Origin of the sequence: Pokkaliibacter plantistimulans (assembly GCF_003194385.1) — a bacterium.
Classification (GTDB): domain Bacteria; phylum Pseudomonadota; class Gammaproteobacteria; order Pseudomonadales; family Balneatricaceae; genus Pokkaliibacter; species Pokkaliibacter plantistimulans.
Genome location: NZ_LAPT01000107.1, coordinates 1 through 16,189, shown reverse-complemented (window position 1 = coordinate 16,189; position 16,189 = coordinate 1). Strand labels below are relative to the sequence as shown.

11 protein-coding genes and 1 pseudogene are annotated in these 16,189 nt (G+C 55.8%); 2 read left to right on the top strand and 10 right to left on the bottom strand.

Annotation, left to right across the window (positions count from 1 at the left end; translation table 11 throughout):
- From WH50_RS20235 to WH50_RS20195, 9 genes and pseudogenes are all read right to left on the bottom strand, one after another.
- Positions 1-1,227, bottom strand: a pseudogene (locus tag WH50_RS20235) (hypothetical protein); the annotation flags it as partial.
- Positions 1,228-2,913: 1,686 nt separating this feature from the next.
- On the bottom strand, positions 2,914-5,463 hold the full coding sequence (locus tag WH50_RS20230) for an RICIN domain-containing protein (RefSeq protein WP_110189082.1): 2,550 nt from the start codon (positions 5,461-5,463) through the stop codon (positions 2,914-2,916).
- A gap of 400 nt (positions 5,464-5,863) precedes the next feature.
- Complete coding sequence (locus WH50_RS20225) at positions 5,864-6,565, bottom strand: methyltransferase domain-containing protein (RefSeq protein WP_110189081.1); 702 nt, start codon at positions 6,563-6,565, stop codon at positions 5,864-5,866.
- 70 nt (positions 6,566-6,635) lie between these two features.
- A complete protein-coding gene (locus WH50_RS20220) occupies positions 6,636-8,099 on the bottom strand; it encodes a hypothetical protein (protein ID WP_110189080.1) in 1,464 nt (487 codons plus the stop codon).
- The gene (locus WH50_RS20215; protein WP_110189079.1) at positions 8,096-8,494 is read right to left on the bottom strand and encodes a hypothetical protein; all 399 of its coding nucleotides are present in this window, start codon (positions 8,492-8,494) and stop codon (positions 8,096-8,098) included. Before WH50_RS20215 ends, WH50_RS20220 begins: the two co-directional genes overlap by 4 nt.
- Before the next feature lie 12 nt (positions 8,495-8,506).
- Complete coding sequence (locus WH50_RS20210) at positions 8,507-10,195, bottom strand: carbamoyltransferase family protein (protein WP_110189078.1); 1,689 nt, start codon at positions 10,193-10,195, stop codon at positions 8,507-8,509.
- Positions 10,192-11,355 (bottom strand): GNAT family N-acetyltransferase, encoded by a 1,164-nt coding sequence (locus tag WH50_RS20205; RefSeq protein WP_110189077.1) that lies wholly within the window; start codon positions 11,353-11,355, stop codon positions 10,192-10,194. Before WH50_RS20205 ends, WH50_RS20210 begins: the two co-directional genes overlap by 4 nt.
- A gap of 337 nt (positions 11,356-11,692) precedes the next feature.
- Entirely contained in the window at positions 11,693-12,295 is a 603-nt protein-coding gene (locus tag WH50_RS20200) for a thymidine kinase (protein WP_110189076.1), read from the bottom strand.
- 177 nt (positions 12,296-12,472) lie between these two features.
- Complete coding sequence (locus WH50_RS20195) at positions 12,473-13,024, bottom strand: isochorismatase family protein (RefSeq protein ID WP_110189075.1); 552 nt, start codon at positions 13,022-13,024, stop codon at positions 12,473-12,475.
- A gap of 181 nt (positions 13,025-13,205) precedes the next feature.
- Between WH50_RS20195 and WH50_RS20190 the strand changes: the two genes are divergently transcribed.
- A complete protein-coding gene (locus WH50_RS20190; RefSeq protein ID WP_110189074.1) occupies positions 13,206-13,850 on the top strand; it encodes a GntR family transcriptional regulator in 645 nt (214 codons plus the stop codon).
- A 37-nt stretch (positions 13,851-13,887) separates the two neighbouring features.
- Positions 13,888-14,769, top strand: coding sequence for an urea carboxylase-associated family protein (locus WH50_RS20185; RefSeq protein WP_104154684.1), 882 nt, complete (start codon positions 13,888-13,890; stop codon positions 14,767-14,769).
- Between the two features lie 297 nt (positions 14,770-15,066).
- Here WH50_RS20185 and WH50_RS20180 read toward each other — a convergent pair whose 3' ends face one another.
- Positions 15,067-15,903, bottom strand: coding sequence for an IclR family transcriptional regulator (locus WH50_RS20180; protein WP_110189073.1), 837 nt, complete (start codon positions 15,901-15,903; stop codon positions 15,067-15,069).
- Positions 15,904-16,189: the final 286 nt, after the last annotated feature.

Here is a 16,189-nt window from a genome sequence, read left to right as displayed (position 1 = left end):
CGCCGCCGGGTATTCGGTGTGATACAGGCGGTTCATCTGATCATAGGTGAAGGTAATGGGTTCCAGGCCGCCGGTCTTGCGTGACAGCAGGTTGCCTGCCGCATCGTAGGTGTAGGTCTGGGTGCCGCGCTCCGGTTCAGTCACGGTGCGCAGCAGGCGTTTGCCTGCGTAGTAGGCGTAGCTGCGGGTCACACCGTCCTGTACCAGCTGGGTAATGTCACCCAGTTTGTTGCGGCTGATTTCGGTCAGCTGGCGATGGCTACCGGCAATGTCGGCCACAATGGTGCGGTTCCACAGGTCATCGGGGGAGCCAAAGCCCTGCTTGAGGAAGGCGGTCTTGTAGCCGCGGGGGTCGGTCACGACCACCGCATCGTCATAGCTCAGGCCGGTCAGGTAGCTGGCACAGCTGCTGCCATAGCAGTAGCTGGTTTGGGCGCCGTCGGCATTGTGGGTCTGGGTGAGGATACGGTTCAGCGCATCATAGGTTGTGCTGACGCCCCGGCTTTCGCTGGCACTGTTGGAGGGATAGGACGCAAAACTGACCCGACCACCGGCATCGTAGCGGGTACGAACATAGACCGGCGCAATACCGTTGCCCTGTTCGGTCGTCAGGGTCACCCGACCCAGCCCATCCAGATCGTAGGTTTTGACATAGCCGGAGTTGTCACGGGTGACGGTGATGCGGTTCGGCTCATAGCGATAGCGGGTCGGTGCCAGACCGGGGCGCTGGTAATAGGTCACCCGGTTCAGGCCGTCATACACATAACGGGTACGGTTACCCAGCGGGTCATCTTCCCAGGCAATCGTGCCACTGGGGTTGACCGCACGAGTCACTACGCCACCATCCGGATAGGTTTCCTTACGGGCCACACCCCGGTAATAGTCTGCGTAGGTAATGGTCTGCTGGCCGCGGTGGTTGGTGTACATCTTCGTCGCCAGCTCACCCTGGCTGGTGTAGGTGTAATGGGTAGGCTGGCCATTAACCACCTGATGAATCAGTTTGCCTTTGCCGTCATAGGTGTTGGTGGTCACCCAGGTTTCGCCGTTATCGCCGTCCACCTGCTCTTTGGTCAGCAGACCCATCGACTGCGGTGAACTGCCGTTACTCTTGATGTGCTGATAGGTGTAGTGCGTAACGCGCTGCTGACCGTTGGTGGTCTCGGTTTTGGTTTGCCAGAAGTTGGCAGCGTCGAGGTTGGAGTATTCCGTTACGTATTTATCATCCACCGTAACTTTCTGAACCCAAGCTCGTGATGCAAAACGCCCCAGTCCTAAACTTTCATCCACGTTGGAGCTGTATGAAATTGGCGTTTCTATGTAATAGTCATAGTGAACATGGCGTAAAGGGGATGCCATATTGGTATCAGATGCTGCGTAGCTATAAACATCCTCGACCTCACCAAATTTGTTTCCGTAATAATAATCCCCATTATAAAATTTATATTTAACAATAGCCGTGGGAGTGATTACAATTGCATTATCTTCATATTTTTTGTATATAGGAATTCTACTAATCGGCTCAGAAGTATTAAAGTACTTATACGCAGGACAGTAGTACCAAACTTGTTCAGACCCATTATTGACAATAGTCTTGCTGATACACTGTCGACCATACTTTTCTGCAGTGTCATATTTTATCAATGCGCCTGTTGGCAATACGACTGGTTGCATACCGAAGAAGTGATTGGAATCTTCATCGTATTGCCATACACGACCTTCAGGCGTAATTACTTTATCTAGCCTGGTTACACTACTTGAGTGGGCGTGGTTGTAAGCCAACGTCCATTCCTGGCTGGTATTGTCAGAATTAGCAGTCACTTTGATGGGGTTATATACTGCTCCCTCATCTACATCATTGTCCTTACTGTGGTGAGCGACCTGGTATATATATTTTTCGTATTCAATATTTACTGAGCGCCCGTCATTTGATGCAACGCTTTTTAACCCATGCTCATCTATTGAATATGTAATTTTATTTCCAAACCCATCTTCATAGAGAACATAGCTATAGTACTCAAAGTCTACATTGTCTTTCTTTACGCGTACCCTACCTGAAAAGGTGTAGAACCGTCCGTCAGCGGTAAATATTTTAACCGTTTTATCATCAGGCTTTTCAGCAGACCACTTGGATGTATGTAAGTCAGCATACTGTCCAAAAGTCGGGGTGCTGGTATTACCCTTTCTATATTCACCAAAAACAATATTTTCCATTCCTGGAATTCTAAGAATCAAACCACCTTTAACAACACGTGATTCCGTGTATTGGTGATCGCAGTTTTTCAAACACTGATAGCTGTAATCTTCTGTCAGCATTGGGTAGTCATACATCCACCCAGATCCGTTCTCGTACCCACCTTTATTCGTACGATAAAGGTCAATATCCATCCCATTAGGCCCGGGAAGATGAACCTCATGTATTTTCCATGACAATTTCCCGTGAAAGAGATCAATATTTTCACCGGGAATATCCTGAACATCTGTCTTAAAGCTATCCAGAACTTTCTGCTCAAAGTCCGCCATACTGGCTGTGCCATAAAGACAGCCTAATACCAGCATTCCACTGCTGAGTAATCGTTTGATCATTCTCATTTTCCCGAGAGAGTGTGGGGAGTGATTCCGTTTAGATAGAACAGAGCAACGTCAGACAGTGCTTTCCCGCCAACGAATTGCTGGAAAGTACAAAAGGAGAGGTGTGACAGGACTGCAATACTTCATCATAGGGCTTCCTTGTCTTGTCAGGCTGAACGCCTATTTTTATACACTTTGAAATATTTTGCGTATTTTTGTATCCAAACAAATCAACTGTCAACACCAGGTAATAAATATCCTTATTCCGTCAGCACCCCCACTACATCAACACCGTAGTGGGAGCTTGCTATGGTGACGGATCAGCTAAGGAGCGCTTATCCCTCCCTACTCCACCTTCACCAATTGCCACTGCTGGTTGGCGGTGGCACGGTAGGTCCACATCAGGGCATCGGTCCCGGCGCTAGTGGAAGCGCCGGATATATCCAGGCTCAGGCTGGGGGCATGCTCCGGACTGATACGGTAGTAGCCGCTACCGGCATCGGTCAGCAACCAAGTCTGGTTGGCGCTTCCGGCATAGCTCCATAGTAATACCCCTGTGCCATTGGTGGTGCCCGCGCCGGATACATCCATAGCTTTGCCGCTGGCCACCCCCATCACCTTGTAGCGACCATTGCCCAGGCTGGTGATGGTCCATTTCTGATTGTCAGCATCACTGTAGGGCTGCTGTACCAGGTGGGTGCCATTGCTACTGTCACCATTTTCAGTGGTCAGGGCCATGCTGCTGTTACGCGAGAGCAGCTCATAGGTGCCGTTGGCGACAGCGGCCTGATCATCCCAGTTAACCAGCTCGCCGATCTGGGTCGCTGACAGCGCACCACTGTAGATTCGGAAGTCATCCAGACTGCCTTTGAGATAGGGGACACTGTACTGTGAGCGCCCCAGCCAATTGTTGGTCAGGGTGCCGAGCTGTTTAGGATTGAAACGAACTGCTTCGTTACGCCCCATCTCGGTGCCGTTGAGGTAGTACACCGCCGTTGTCCCCGACACGCTCACTGCGACGTGTACCCAGCTACCTACCGGCAGCGCTGTGCTATCCAGACGATCTTCCGCTGAACCACTGATACGGGTGGTGGTAAAGCGGGTTGCGCTGGTATTGGTACGGGGAATCAGGGTCAGGTATTGCTGGGTACCGTTACCAAAATCAAAGGCTCTGGCCCAGGTACGGGCTTCGCTCTGCTTGAACCAGAAGGCGATGGTGTAGTCGGTCAGGCCATTGATGGCATCGTCCGGCAGTTGCACATAGTCATCGACGCCATCCAGTACCAGGGCCTTGCCCCTGACGCCCGCCCCTAAGGTGGCGCCATTCATCAGAGTAGCCGAAGAACTGCCAGCCTCATTGGCCACTGCGGTGCCATCAGCCTGATCAAAGCTCAGATAGAACTTGAGATGAGTGCCTGTAGCGGCTGAAACCGTATCGGTAGCAGCACTTTCACCCTGATCGGAAATTGCCGTGACCAGATAGAAGTAGGTTTGCCCCGGCTGCGCAGCGGTGTCCTGATAGGTCAGGCTGTCACTGGCAGCAATATTGGCCAGGGTAATGAAGTCGCCACTGGCTGATGTGGCGCGTTTGACGTTGTAGCTGCTGGCGCCCACCGCCCCCCACCATGACAGGGTGATGTCATGGGTATTGCTGTCAGCCGTCAGGCCACGCGGCGCACCACCGCTGGTATGAGGATCGAGCGTTTCAGTCAGGGTGCCCCACCCCAGTTCGTCGCCATTACCATAGGCTTCGGGACGGGTCTTGGCAGCCATGGCGGCTGCCCAGGGGGCCGCCATACCGAGCTTGTTGGCGTAGTAGTTGTAGATCAGCTCCCAGGACGGGCGCAGATTACCGCGGGCATTGTCAGACACTACACCCTGATAGGTGGTCCAGTTGGTGCAGTTAGCTCCGTAGGGGGTATAGGGTACGTCCTCATAGTGGTTGTATTTGGCGATATATTCCGCTGCTGCCAGCAGCTCGTAGTTGTTGTAGCTGAACAGGTCTACGCCCTGATTCAGCGCCGTTTTGCCAATAACACCAAACAGCGAGACACCCAGCGTGGTATGGCCCTGATCACGGCCACTTTCCTGATACTGGCCGAGATTGCCGGGGTGGCGGTAATAGACCAGATTTTTCAGGGCACCATTACCTTCCCCATTATGCAGATAGGCCATGGCCTCATCGTAGATGTCCTGACGGTCGGCAAAGATGCCGATGGACATCATTCCGGCGATATTGGCCATATCCCAGTTTGCCCAGTAATTGCTGATGCAGGCACCATTGTGGCCGGTCAGAAACTGGTGATTGAGTGGATAGAACAGGTTGACCAGCATGTCCTGGTACTGTTTGAGGTCGGCAGCACTCAAACCCTCGTAGGTACGCATAATCTCGCCGATGTTGGCCAGCTCGTAGCCATAGATACCGGCTGCCAGAAAACGATCAGCATTACCTGTCACCTCCTGCAGCGTCGATGACCAGCCATTCATAAAGTTGACCACCGCATTGGCATAGGTGGTATCACCAGAGATTTTCCAGCGCAGCGCCATGGCATACATAAAACGAATCTGGCTGATGATACGGCCAAAGTTCTGACCCTCACCGCCGCGAACCAGGGTGGTTAGGGGAGCCGGGGTGGTGCGTAATTGCGAGGCGGTGTCATTGGTAAAGCTGACCCAGGCGCTGTACCAGGGCTCCTGCTGGGCCTGCACCTTTGTTTTTATTCGAGTGAAGTCGGCTTCTGTCAGCAATAAACCGGGGTGGGTAAATTCGGCGCTGGCGGTCGGCCCATAGCCCAGACAGGCCACCAATACCGCACTCACGGTACCAATACGTATGCGACTGAGTGGAGATGACAGAGAGAAGAGTCCTGTAGAACTGCTGAGATGCTTTGCCATGGATGCTTTGCTCTTATTGCTGTCTTTCTTCCGCTGTTATCACCTTGAGATGAAGAGGCGGCAGTGGCGAAGACAATATTCTGATAAGTGCAGGCAGCGCTGATTTATGGAGAGCTCAGTCTACCCATCAGTCAGATGGGTGTCTGATAGCTATAGAGAATTCCAATTAATTATTTAGAACTGTCGTTTTTGATTAATTGTTGGCGATATCAATAAATAACTACGCAATACGCTGTAATGAATATTGATTTTACCTAGCCAATTCCTTAATTCGCTTCGCTATTTTCCTTAAGGACAGAAATTACACAAAAAATTCATTAAGAGATAATAAATTACATGCTTTTACGCAACACCAAAAACCCATCTATTGCCAAATAGCACTTGCAATGAAGCAGTCTGCTTACTGCCTGGTCGAAATCACCTGATAAACACCGTAATCCCGATTCAGCACCCGGCATTGCAGCCCCGGTCGGGCGGCAAACAGGTCGGCGCAGGCCGGGTTGCGGTAAAGCACATAGATCAGTCGGCCGCCTTGCTGGGCCTGCTGCAGTTTGTCGAGAAACAGCTGCATCAGTTCTCCGCGAAACGGGTTGTAGAGGTAAATCAGCAGATTGCCTGCTGGCACGTGAAAATGCGCCACATCCTCACAGCGCAGTGCAAATTCTGCCGTGCTGCGGGTTTTGCGCTGATAGCGCTGCAGATTGCTGCGTGCGGTCTCCACCAGCTGCGATGCCAGCTCAACGCCGGTGATCTGCCGGAACCCCGCACGATCAGCAAACATCAGCACCCGCCCTTTGCCTGCACCAATATCAATAAAGTGAAAGTCCGCTGGCTGAATAGGCAGGTGCGCCAGCATGCGGGAGAAGTGTCGCCAGCGGCTGGGCTCATAGAACTCGGCAGAATCCAGATAGTCGGATTGTTGCTGGCTGAGGTAGACCGACTCGATGCGGCGGGTTTCGACCCCATAGCGTTTGTCGAACAGCACATCGTCACGCAGATACCGATAGCGATACTGTACCCGCTGGTAGAGGCTGGCCAGCGCGTGGCGCAGCCCCTTCTGCTGTAGCTGACGTTGTAACCGGGTATAGAAACTGCGAGCCATCGCTGAATATCCTTGAGTGACGCAGCCCCTTCCCTGAGCAGACTGCATTACGGCCTACGGTGGCTGCGGATTACTCCAGCACGCCTTCTTCACAACTCAGCAACTGCTGATACTGCTGCCGTTCCTCGATGCTGGCATAGCGCTGGAATGCCGCCTGCAGCCGGGCCAGTTTCTTCATCCGCAGCACCTTTTCGATCTGGGTGAAGTGGCGCTCCAGTTCCAGCTCCTGCTGCTGAAGCTGCAGATACTGATCCTGACTGGCCTTGAGGTCAGCGTACTGCGGCTGTGCCAGAATGCTGTCCTGCACTGCATCGAGATCATTGCGGATCACCTGCACGTAGCCCAGGGTGTACGGGTTACGCAGTTCCGGCCACTGTGCTGCCAGCTGCGCCTGCAGACTCTTCTGCTCTTCACCGATGTTGATCAGCAAGGCTTCCTGCTGGGTCTTGCTGGCCTGCATCTGCCGTTCCAGCTCGCGCTGTTGCAGCCACAGCAGCCGGCTATCCAGCGTCAGATGATTGCTTGCGGCCACCTGCTCGGCGATGTGCCAGTACTCGCTGTCAGGATTGTTCGGGGTGTTGTCCCAGCGCACAAACCAGGGCTGCCACTCCTCCAGAAACACTTCACTGGTCGCCCGTGACAAGTCGGTACTGACGGCGGTCTGCAGGGTATAGAGATGGGCTTCACGGTAGCTGACCTTACCGTCGTGATTGAGATCCGGGTCAGTGGGCAGCACGGTATCCAGCCGGGTGCTGCCTGACAGGGCCGCGAAGAAGTAGGTGGTGTAGTCGCGGAAGTCTTCCTTGTTAATGCCCAGCGCGCAGCCTTCCGACTCACGCCAGGCCGACTCGGCCATAAAGCCGCAGCGCTTTTGCTGGTTGAAACGACGGGAGTCGGGTTGCTCAAAGATCAGCTTCTGGAAACCACCGGAATAGCACTGGGTCATCAGAAAGCGCACGGTGCTGCTGGCCGGTGCCTTGTTGAACAGCGCACTGAGCTCACCTACATCCAGCGTCTGCTCGCCCCAGAGTTTGAGATGATTAAGACTGGTATTGGGGTTGCCGCCACCGTGGCCGTTGTAGACCAGCAGGATATCGTCACCGGGTTTGACGGCAGCAAAGTCACGCGTCAGCGCTGGCACCAGACTGTCTTTGGCGGTCGAGCCCCTGACGCCCTGCACGTCGTGGAACTTGTAGTTCTTGCCGTTATCACCCACCGGTGCAAACACCCGCGCCAGAGGCTGCATTGCCGCACTGGTTTCCGCGGGTGGCGCCCAGAACACCACGTCTTTCTGCGGCACCTTGCCGTCGGCATCGACCCCCGCCGCGTAATAGATAGACAGCGACTGCACCCGCGGCTGCAGCAGCCGGTCGAGCCACAGCACGTTCTGCTCTATCTGCCCCTGCGAATTATCGAGGAAGTTACCGCCCCCTATCAGCCAGGCATCGGTCGCCGCCTGAGCGGTGGAACTGATGCCGGCGACAGCCAGTGCCAGTAACGATACGCTCAGACATCCTGTAACAGGCCTGATCATGACTGTCCTCCCAGGCGGGCCGTTCTGGCGGTGGTCAGTCGCCACAGTACCAGCAACAGGTAAGCGGACACGCCGAGCATCACCACAGGTAATGGCAACCCCAGCACCGCACCGGCTACCAGCACCCCGGCCAGAAGCAACCATGCCAGCCACTGGCTGATACGTACCAGTAACGCCAGTACCAGCACGCCCGTCAGCATGGCCAGCACCGCCCACAGCAGGCTCTGCTGCCAGTCACCGAACACCGTCCACAACAACCGGCGCTTGCCACCAAAGGCCAGTTCACGTATCAGTTCACCGTCGCCCCAGTACCAGTCAATGCCGGTCTGCAGCGCCAGTGACAGCGGATAGACCGCCAGCATCAGCAACAGTAACCACAGTATTCGCCAGATCATGCTCCCCCCTCCTCACTTACGGACGATATAGTCGCCCAGCACCAGCACATCGAGACCGGTGGAGAAGAAACAACGAATGGCATGCAGCGGTGATTCCACCACCGGCTCGCCCATGATGTTGAAGCTGGTATTGAGCACCACCGGCACCCCGGACAGCTTGCCAAACTCACTGATCATGCGGTGATAAAGCGGGTTGGTGTCGGCATGGACGGTCTGCAGCCGGGCCGAGCCATCCACATGGGTGATAGCCGGAATCACCTCGCGTTTTTCCGGCAACACATCACAGACCTTGAGCATGAAGGGCGCATTGACCTTGATGTCAAAGAAGTCCTGCTTGTACTCCGCCGGGCAGGACGGGGCAAAAGGCCGGTAAGCCTCGCGATGCTTGACCTCGGCATTGATCTTGTCTTTCATCCCGGGCAGGGTCGGGTCCGCCAGAATACTGCGGCTACCCAGTGCCCGCGGGCCAATCTCCATGCGCCCCTGAAACCAGCCGATGATCTGTCCGTCACGCAGCATCTGGGCGGTGTCCAGACAAATATCTTCAGAGCGGGTGTAGCTCAGCTTGCACTCATCAAGCGTCTTTCTGATCTGCTCATTGCTGTATTCGGTGCCCAGATACGGGTCAAGGTGCACAAAGTTACGGGGCTGTCTGAGGATATGGTTGTAGAGGTAATACGCCGCGCCAATGCAGGAGCCGTTATCGCCAGCGGCGGGCATCACATAGACATCCTTGAAGCGGGTATCACGCAGGATGCGCCCATTCATCACGCTGTTGAGGGCGACGCCACCGGCAATCACCAGATAATCAGCATCGGTTTTCTGCTCCAGCAGATGGCACATCTGCAGCACCTTGTCTTCCAGCACTTTCTGGAAAGCCGCTGCCACATCGTGATGGTGATCCTCAAAGGCGCCTTTGCGTGAACGGGGCTGGCCGAAGGTGTCATAGAACTTCTGACCACAGCGCTGATACCCGGCGTTCTGGTACTCGAAATACGACAGGTCGATCTGAATCTGCCCCTCGCTGGTAATGTTCACCAGCTTTTCCACTTCCTTGTAGAAGCGGTCGGGATTGCCAAAGGGCGCCAGCCCCATGGTCTTGCCTTCGTCATAGTTGGGCTGGAACCCACAGAACTCGGTGGCCGCTTCGTAGAACGAACCCAGCGAGTGAGGGAAGTGACTCTCTCCGAAAAAGTTCAGCTGATCGCCATCGGCGGTGCCCAGCATGGCCGTTGACCACTCGCCGGAGCCATCCAGCGACAGCAACGCCGCCTTTTGATAGGGCGAAACAAAATAACTGCCCGCGACATGGGACAGATGATGCTCAACAAAGTGCACTTTGGGGCCACCGTCACGACTGCCCCAGATCCCCTTGTACCAGTTCCAGAACGCTTTCTGCTTGACGTAGATGCCCTTGAACTCGTGCTTGATGAACGGCGCCACCTTCTTGCCCAGCCCCAGGCTGTAGGCGACTTTCTTGCCCAGATCCTTGGTCGGTGCAATGGACACCGCGATGTGGTCGATCTGCTGCATGCTAATGCCACTGATCTGCAGGCAGCGCTCGATGGCCTGAACCGGGAATTCATTGGTGTGCTTGCGGCGGGTAAAACGCTCTTCTTCCAGCGCGACCCTGAGCTGACCATCCATCACCACACAGGCCGAGGAGTCATGGAAGAAGTAGTTGATGCCGAGGATATTCATTGTGCTGTCCCTTTCTCGGTGCGGCCCTGTGGTTTGTGTTTACTGGTTGCGCTGGCAACGCTGTCGTCGCGTTCGCCTTTGATCTGCCCCTTGAGCAGCTCCTTGCCCTTGAGCAGGGTCGATAACAGCCGGCCACGCAGGGTGGTATTGAAAAACTCCGCGCGGTAGACCGGCTCTTCATTGAAATGCCAGCGCTCAGCCCAGCCTGGCCCGGTCACCAGATTGACCTCCCAGGGCTGCGGTTGCGCCGCCTGCTGCTGAATGAACAGCCACAGCAGAATGTTACCCGGCGCATAGGCCTGAAACGCTTCGTCATAGCCGATCTTCATCAGATGCCAGGCCTGCCCGGCACGGATGCACAGCTGAGCCGCCAGCGGTTGTTCGCCGAGCAGCAGCAGATTGACGGCAAAATCACCGGCGGGGCCGAAGCATTGCAGCAGATGATGGTAATGGGCTTTATAGCGCGGATGGGCACTGATGCAGGTGTTCTCCCCCTGCTCGCCCTTCCAGCCCGAGGCTTCGACCTGCAGGAAGGTAGCAAAGGCCGCTTCCAGCTGCTGCGGATCACTGCAATGGTGGAAATGCAGGCTTTGCTGGTGTTCGGTTTCCAGCTTGCGCTGCAGACGGCTGATGTTTTTCAGATGCTTGTGGGACAGCGTGGCTTCCGGTGGCAGCTGGGGGTTGCCCTGCAGATAGCAGCTGTGGCCGCACTGGCGGACATGGCCTTCCTGCGGCAACAGGGCCGATGCTAATCCGGCGCGTGCCCGCACCTTGGGGAACAGCAGCATGTCCCAGCTCAGTTCACGCTGGTGCAGCAGATAGTCATGCAGCGCGGCGAAGGCCGGCAGAGGCGCCTGATCGCGGTGAATCAGGGCATCCATCATTTCCAGATGGTCGTGGGAAGGTAAGCGCAGCACCTGCCAGCTATGGCCGCCCTTGCGCCAGGCATGCAGCTGCAGGGGCACAATGGCGATGCAGCGTTGCTGCGCCCGGACCACAAAGTAATAAATATCGCTGTCCAGCAGATGCTGACTGATACTCTCGTACCAGTGCCAGTGGCAGTAGAAAGATGGGTTAAAGCTTTCCCCGTACAGCGCTTCCCAGGTAGGGCGAAGTGCCCTTAACCCTTCAATCCCCCTGACGTGAGTAATCTCAAACATCAGTAACCTATCCTTGCCTTTGATTTACGGGCAGCCGTTAATAACGGACTGGTGGGTGAATCTGGTTTTACTCGTCGTGGAGCATCACCAGCTTAGCTTTCCTTGCTTACTTCATGCGCAATTCTTTACTGCCATTACACCTGCTCAGTCTGCAGCGATAAGAATAGACCGTAAGCGGGATAATTCAGCACGGATATGGCCGCAATGGTTGACCATTTCAGCATATTTCCAAGACAGATGCCTGACATTTGTGCGACGCAGTAGTGGCAACAACACGCACCAATAAAGGAGGGACCAAGCAGGCATGATGACCCTGAACAGGTTTGTACTCTGCCCGCTATACCAGCGTCCCTTCCTGCAATGAGGCTTTGTAGTGTCTACGGCACAGGGACACATACCGATCATTGCCGCCGATGGCGACCTGATCCCCGGCCCTGACGGGCAGCCCCTGCTCATCAATACGCAGCACCATGGTGGCCTTGCGCCCGCAATGGCAGACCGTCTTGATCTCCAGCAGGTGATCGGCAATGGCCAGCAGGGTCTGGCTGCCGGGAAAGGGCTCGCCGAATGCATCGGTACGCAGGCCATAGCACAGCACTGCAATCCCCAGCTGATCCACCACGTCCGACAGCTGCCAGACCTGCTCGCGGCTGAGAAACTGGGCCTCATCAATCAGAATGCAGGCCAGGGTTTCCTTGATGTGCGCCGTTTGCACCAGCGCAAACAGATCGCTGTCAGGCTCAAAAGCGGTGGCCGGGCTCTGCAGGCCAATGCGCGACGCAATCCATGCCTGTTCAGAGGTATCGGCAAAACGGTTATCCAGCCGCGGGGCCAGCAACAGAGGCTTCATCCCGCGCTCACGATAATTGTAGGCGGCCTGCAACAAAGTGGTGGTTTTGCCAGCGTTCATCGCCGAATAGTAGAAATACAATGAGGCCACTGCCCCTCCTCACACATCATCAAAAAGGCGCACCCGACCCAGACCGGTGCCCCACAAAACGGCAGCCAGCCGGTGAATGCGCCCTATTATGCCAACGACCCGCCCGTGGTGAACACGTTCCATTCGGGTTGTTGCGCATCAGTCAGCATGATTCCGATCACGCTGTGCAGCCGCCTGTCAGGGCTGCTCACCCAGCAGATGGCTCTTGCTCAGCGCACGAAACTGCGGATGACGGGAATCAGCCAGACACTCGAACAGCACCATTTCCCGGCTTACTACAAAGGCACCGGCATCCCGCATCCGCTGCAATGCCAGCTGGCGGTCCTGCGGGCGACGGCTGTCGACCAGATCCTCGATCACAAACACCTGCTTATCCAGCGACAGTAAGCCCAGCACCGTCTGCAGTACACAGACATGGGCCTCGATACCCATCACCAGCACCTGCTCCCGCGCCAGCAGGGTTTCGGGCAGACAATCCGCCGCCACACAGGAGAAATGGCGCTTGTCGACCACCTCTGCCCCCGGCACCAGCGCGGTCAGCGCAGGCACCGTACTGCCCAGCCCCTGCGGATACTGTTCCGAGAACACCGTTGGCAATGCCAGTGCCTGAGCCACCTCCAGCATCCAGCGGCTGCGCGCCAGCAGCCCCTCGGCATCACTCATGGCACCCACCAGACGCTCCTGCACGTCGACCACCAGCAAACTGACTTTATGCAACTCAATCAACATGTTATCTCTCCCGTGTTGGACTTGGCGGAATAGTTCCTGCAGTAAAGATTGACGAACAAAAATTATGCAGGCAGATTTAGCTCCAGACAGATTGTTGAACAATCTTGACTTGTTCACTGTCGGACTGGGTGCGTTTTCTAGCCTATGCTTCTCTTTATCTTCCATTTCGAGGCAAGCACTGATGATCACCACCCCCGAACCGGCTTTTGCCAGGGTTGCTCGACAGCTACGTGAGGAACTGATCAAGGGTAACTATCAGCCCGGTCAGACCCTGACGGAAGCAGACCTGACCGTTACCCTGCAGGCCTCTCGCAACACCGTGCGCGAGGCACTGCGCGTGCTCTATGCCGAAGGGCTGGTCAGCTACGAACCCAACAAGGGGGTCCGGGTACGCATCCTCGATCAGCGCGATCTGGCCGATATTTTCGTCACCCGCCGCACCCTTGAACTGCAGGCCGTCAGCCTTGAGCGCCCCTTCAGCACCACCCTGCTGCGGCAGATGGAAGCCGTGGTGCACGCGGAACAGCAGGCAGCGGCACTCGATGACTGGCACAGCGTCGGTACGCACAGTCTGCACCTGCACCAGTTGCTGGTCAGCAATCTGGGCAGTCAGCGCATGGATGCCTTCTTTGCCATTCTGGTCGCCCAGCTGCGCCTGTTGTTCGCCTCCGCCCCGGACGAACACCGTTTTCAGCAGCCCTGGGTGGATCGCGACAGCCAGCTCTGCCAGTTGCTGCGGGAACAGCGCCGTGATGAGGCCTACCACCTGCTGCAACAGTATCTGGACGATTCCGAGGCGAACCTGGTCAGGCTGCTCAGCAGGTAGCCTGCACTGATCAACAACAGCACCTGTGGAGAATTCGATGTACAAGCACTATCCCGCTGCCTATCAGGCTTCTGCCGGTTCCGCTCTGGATGTGGACAAGGCGTTCTACCAGCGTATCAGCGACAGCCGTGACCGCTATCAGCTGGTGGAAACGGTGGAAGTGCCCATCCGCAGTGGCCGCGCCTGGAAAGTACCGGCTGGCCATGTATTTCGTATCTCCACCCCGGAAGGTCCACAAGTGGGTGACCTGAATATGTGGCACCTGCACGATCCCCGCGAGCGCATGTGGGCCTCACGTACCCGCCAGCTGCAGGGCGCGCATGTCTCCGTGCATGATCGTCTGTGGTCCAACCTGCCGTTTCTGCGCCCCATGGCCACCATCGTCGCCGATACCCTGGCCGACTACGGCATCGACGAGCACGGCGGTCGTATTCACGATCTGCTCGGCACCCGCTGCGATCCCTACGTCAATCGCTTGCTGACCGGCGAAGACTTCGATTTCCACTGCCACTCCAACCTGACCCGCGCTGTGCTGCCCCACGGCCTGACCGAGTTTGACGTGCATGATGTGCTGAACGTGTTCCAGTGCACCGGTCTCAATGACGATGACATGTATTTCATGAAGGCCTGCCCGGCCAAGGCCGGTGACTACATCGAGTTCTTTGCCGAAATTGATCTGCTCTGTGCCCTCTCCACCTGCCCGGGCGGCGATCTGTCGGTGCACCTGTGGGGTCCGGAAGCCGAAGACCCGCTGTCGGTCTGCCGTCCGCTGCGCATCGAAATCTTTAAGGTGGAAGACGCCCTGCTGCAAGGCTGGCAGTCACCCACTTCACCGGCCTACAAAGGTCAGCATGGTCTGGCGCTGAAGGAAGTGGACTGGGATGCGCAGAAAGCAGCGCTGGGTAAAGGCTGCTGCTGAGCAACAGGCTGACTGGCTCCCGGATTAGCGCTCTCCCCGGTCTCTCTCCTCCTCTCCCTTCAGGGGAGAGGGACTGGCTCAGCGCCCGTTATATTGACAGAAACACCCTTGGGGAAGAGCCGGTAAAACCATCCGCTGTATTGCAGCTTATTCAATTAGCCGCGCGCTTTTATTCCATCCAATGAAATACGGAATACCCTTCGGCCTGTTTTATTCCGCTAATAAGATTCACCAGCAAAAGCGCCGTTTAAATACCAATACTTTTTTGCCTGCTAATACTGAAAATAGTGCCCTTGCTTATTTGCTTCCCATCAAGACATCCGCAGGGCGGCGTAATGCCGAATCAAAAGGATTAATCCGCTCGCCAATCTGCCGTGCCTCTTTTTTCAGCAGCTCCACCACCATGGGCAGGCGCTCCTCATTGAGCCGCTCGGTCACGGTGCCGATACTCAGTGCTGCCACCGCCCGGCCTTCCTGATCCAGAATGGGTACCGCTACCCCGGCCATACCCGACAGCACCCCCGGATTGCAGGCGGTGTAGCCTTCGTCGCAGATCTTGCGGATCTCGGTCCGGAAATAGACCTCATCAAACACCCCGTAATTACGCAGTCTCGGCAGGTTGAAGCGAATCAGCTCTTCCCGCTCCTCTTCCGGGGTAAACGCCAGAATCACCAGACTGGCCTGCCCCACGCCCAGCGCGATGCGCCCGCCCACATCTTCAGTGAAGGAGCGAATGGGAATGTGACCATCGCTGCGATCCAGACAGACAGCATCAAAACCACTGCGCACCAGCAGGAACACGGTGTCGCCGATGCGCGCTGACAGGCGCAGCAACGAGGGTCTGGCAATATCACGCAGGTTATAGGGGTTGGCAGCCCGCGCGGCCAGTGAGAAGAAGGCAATGCTGAGGCGGTAGCGTTTGGTGCGCTCGTCCTGCTCCACCATGCCTTCTTCCACCAGACTTTTCAGCAGGCGGTGGGCCGTGGCCTGCGTCAGGCCCACATCCCTGGCCAGCTGAGTCACCCGCTCACCGTTGGCTGGCGCCTTGCTCAGGGCCTGCAGCAAGGCAAAGGCCCGGTGCAGGCTGGATGTTGAGGTCGCCGATTCCGGGTTTTTACCAGTGTCTTCAGCCATTTATTCCTCCTGACGATATTTTCTATTCGTTGCTGACCAAGTTATTCCACATAGCAGAATAATTTAAAATTTTATTTCGAAATCTAGCGTGTCCAATTGCTTTGCTTCCGTCAAGGGGCTTAAATCGAAGCCATATCGAATTAACTGTTGGCTGAAATAAGCCCGATATAAAAAACGCCGCACAAAATAAAAACACAGGCAATCCAATAAGCCGGAATACACCGGCATGCTACATCACTGCCCTGATCCATCTATTGCCTAACAAGTCGTTGAAAATCTATCTGCG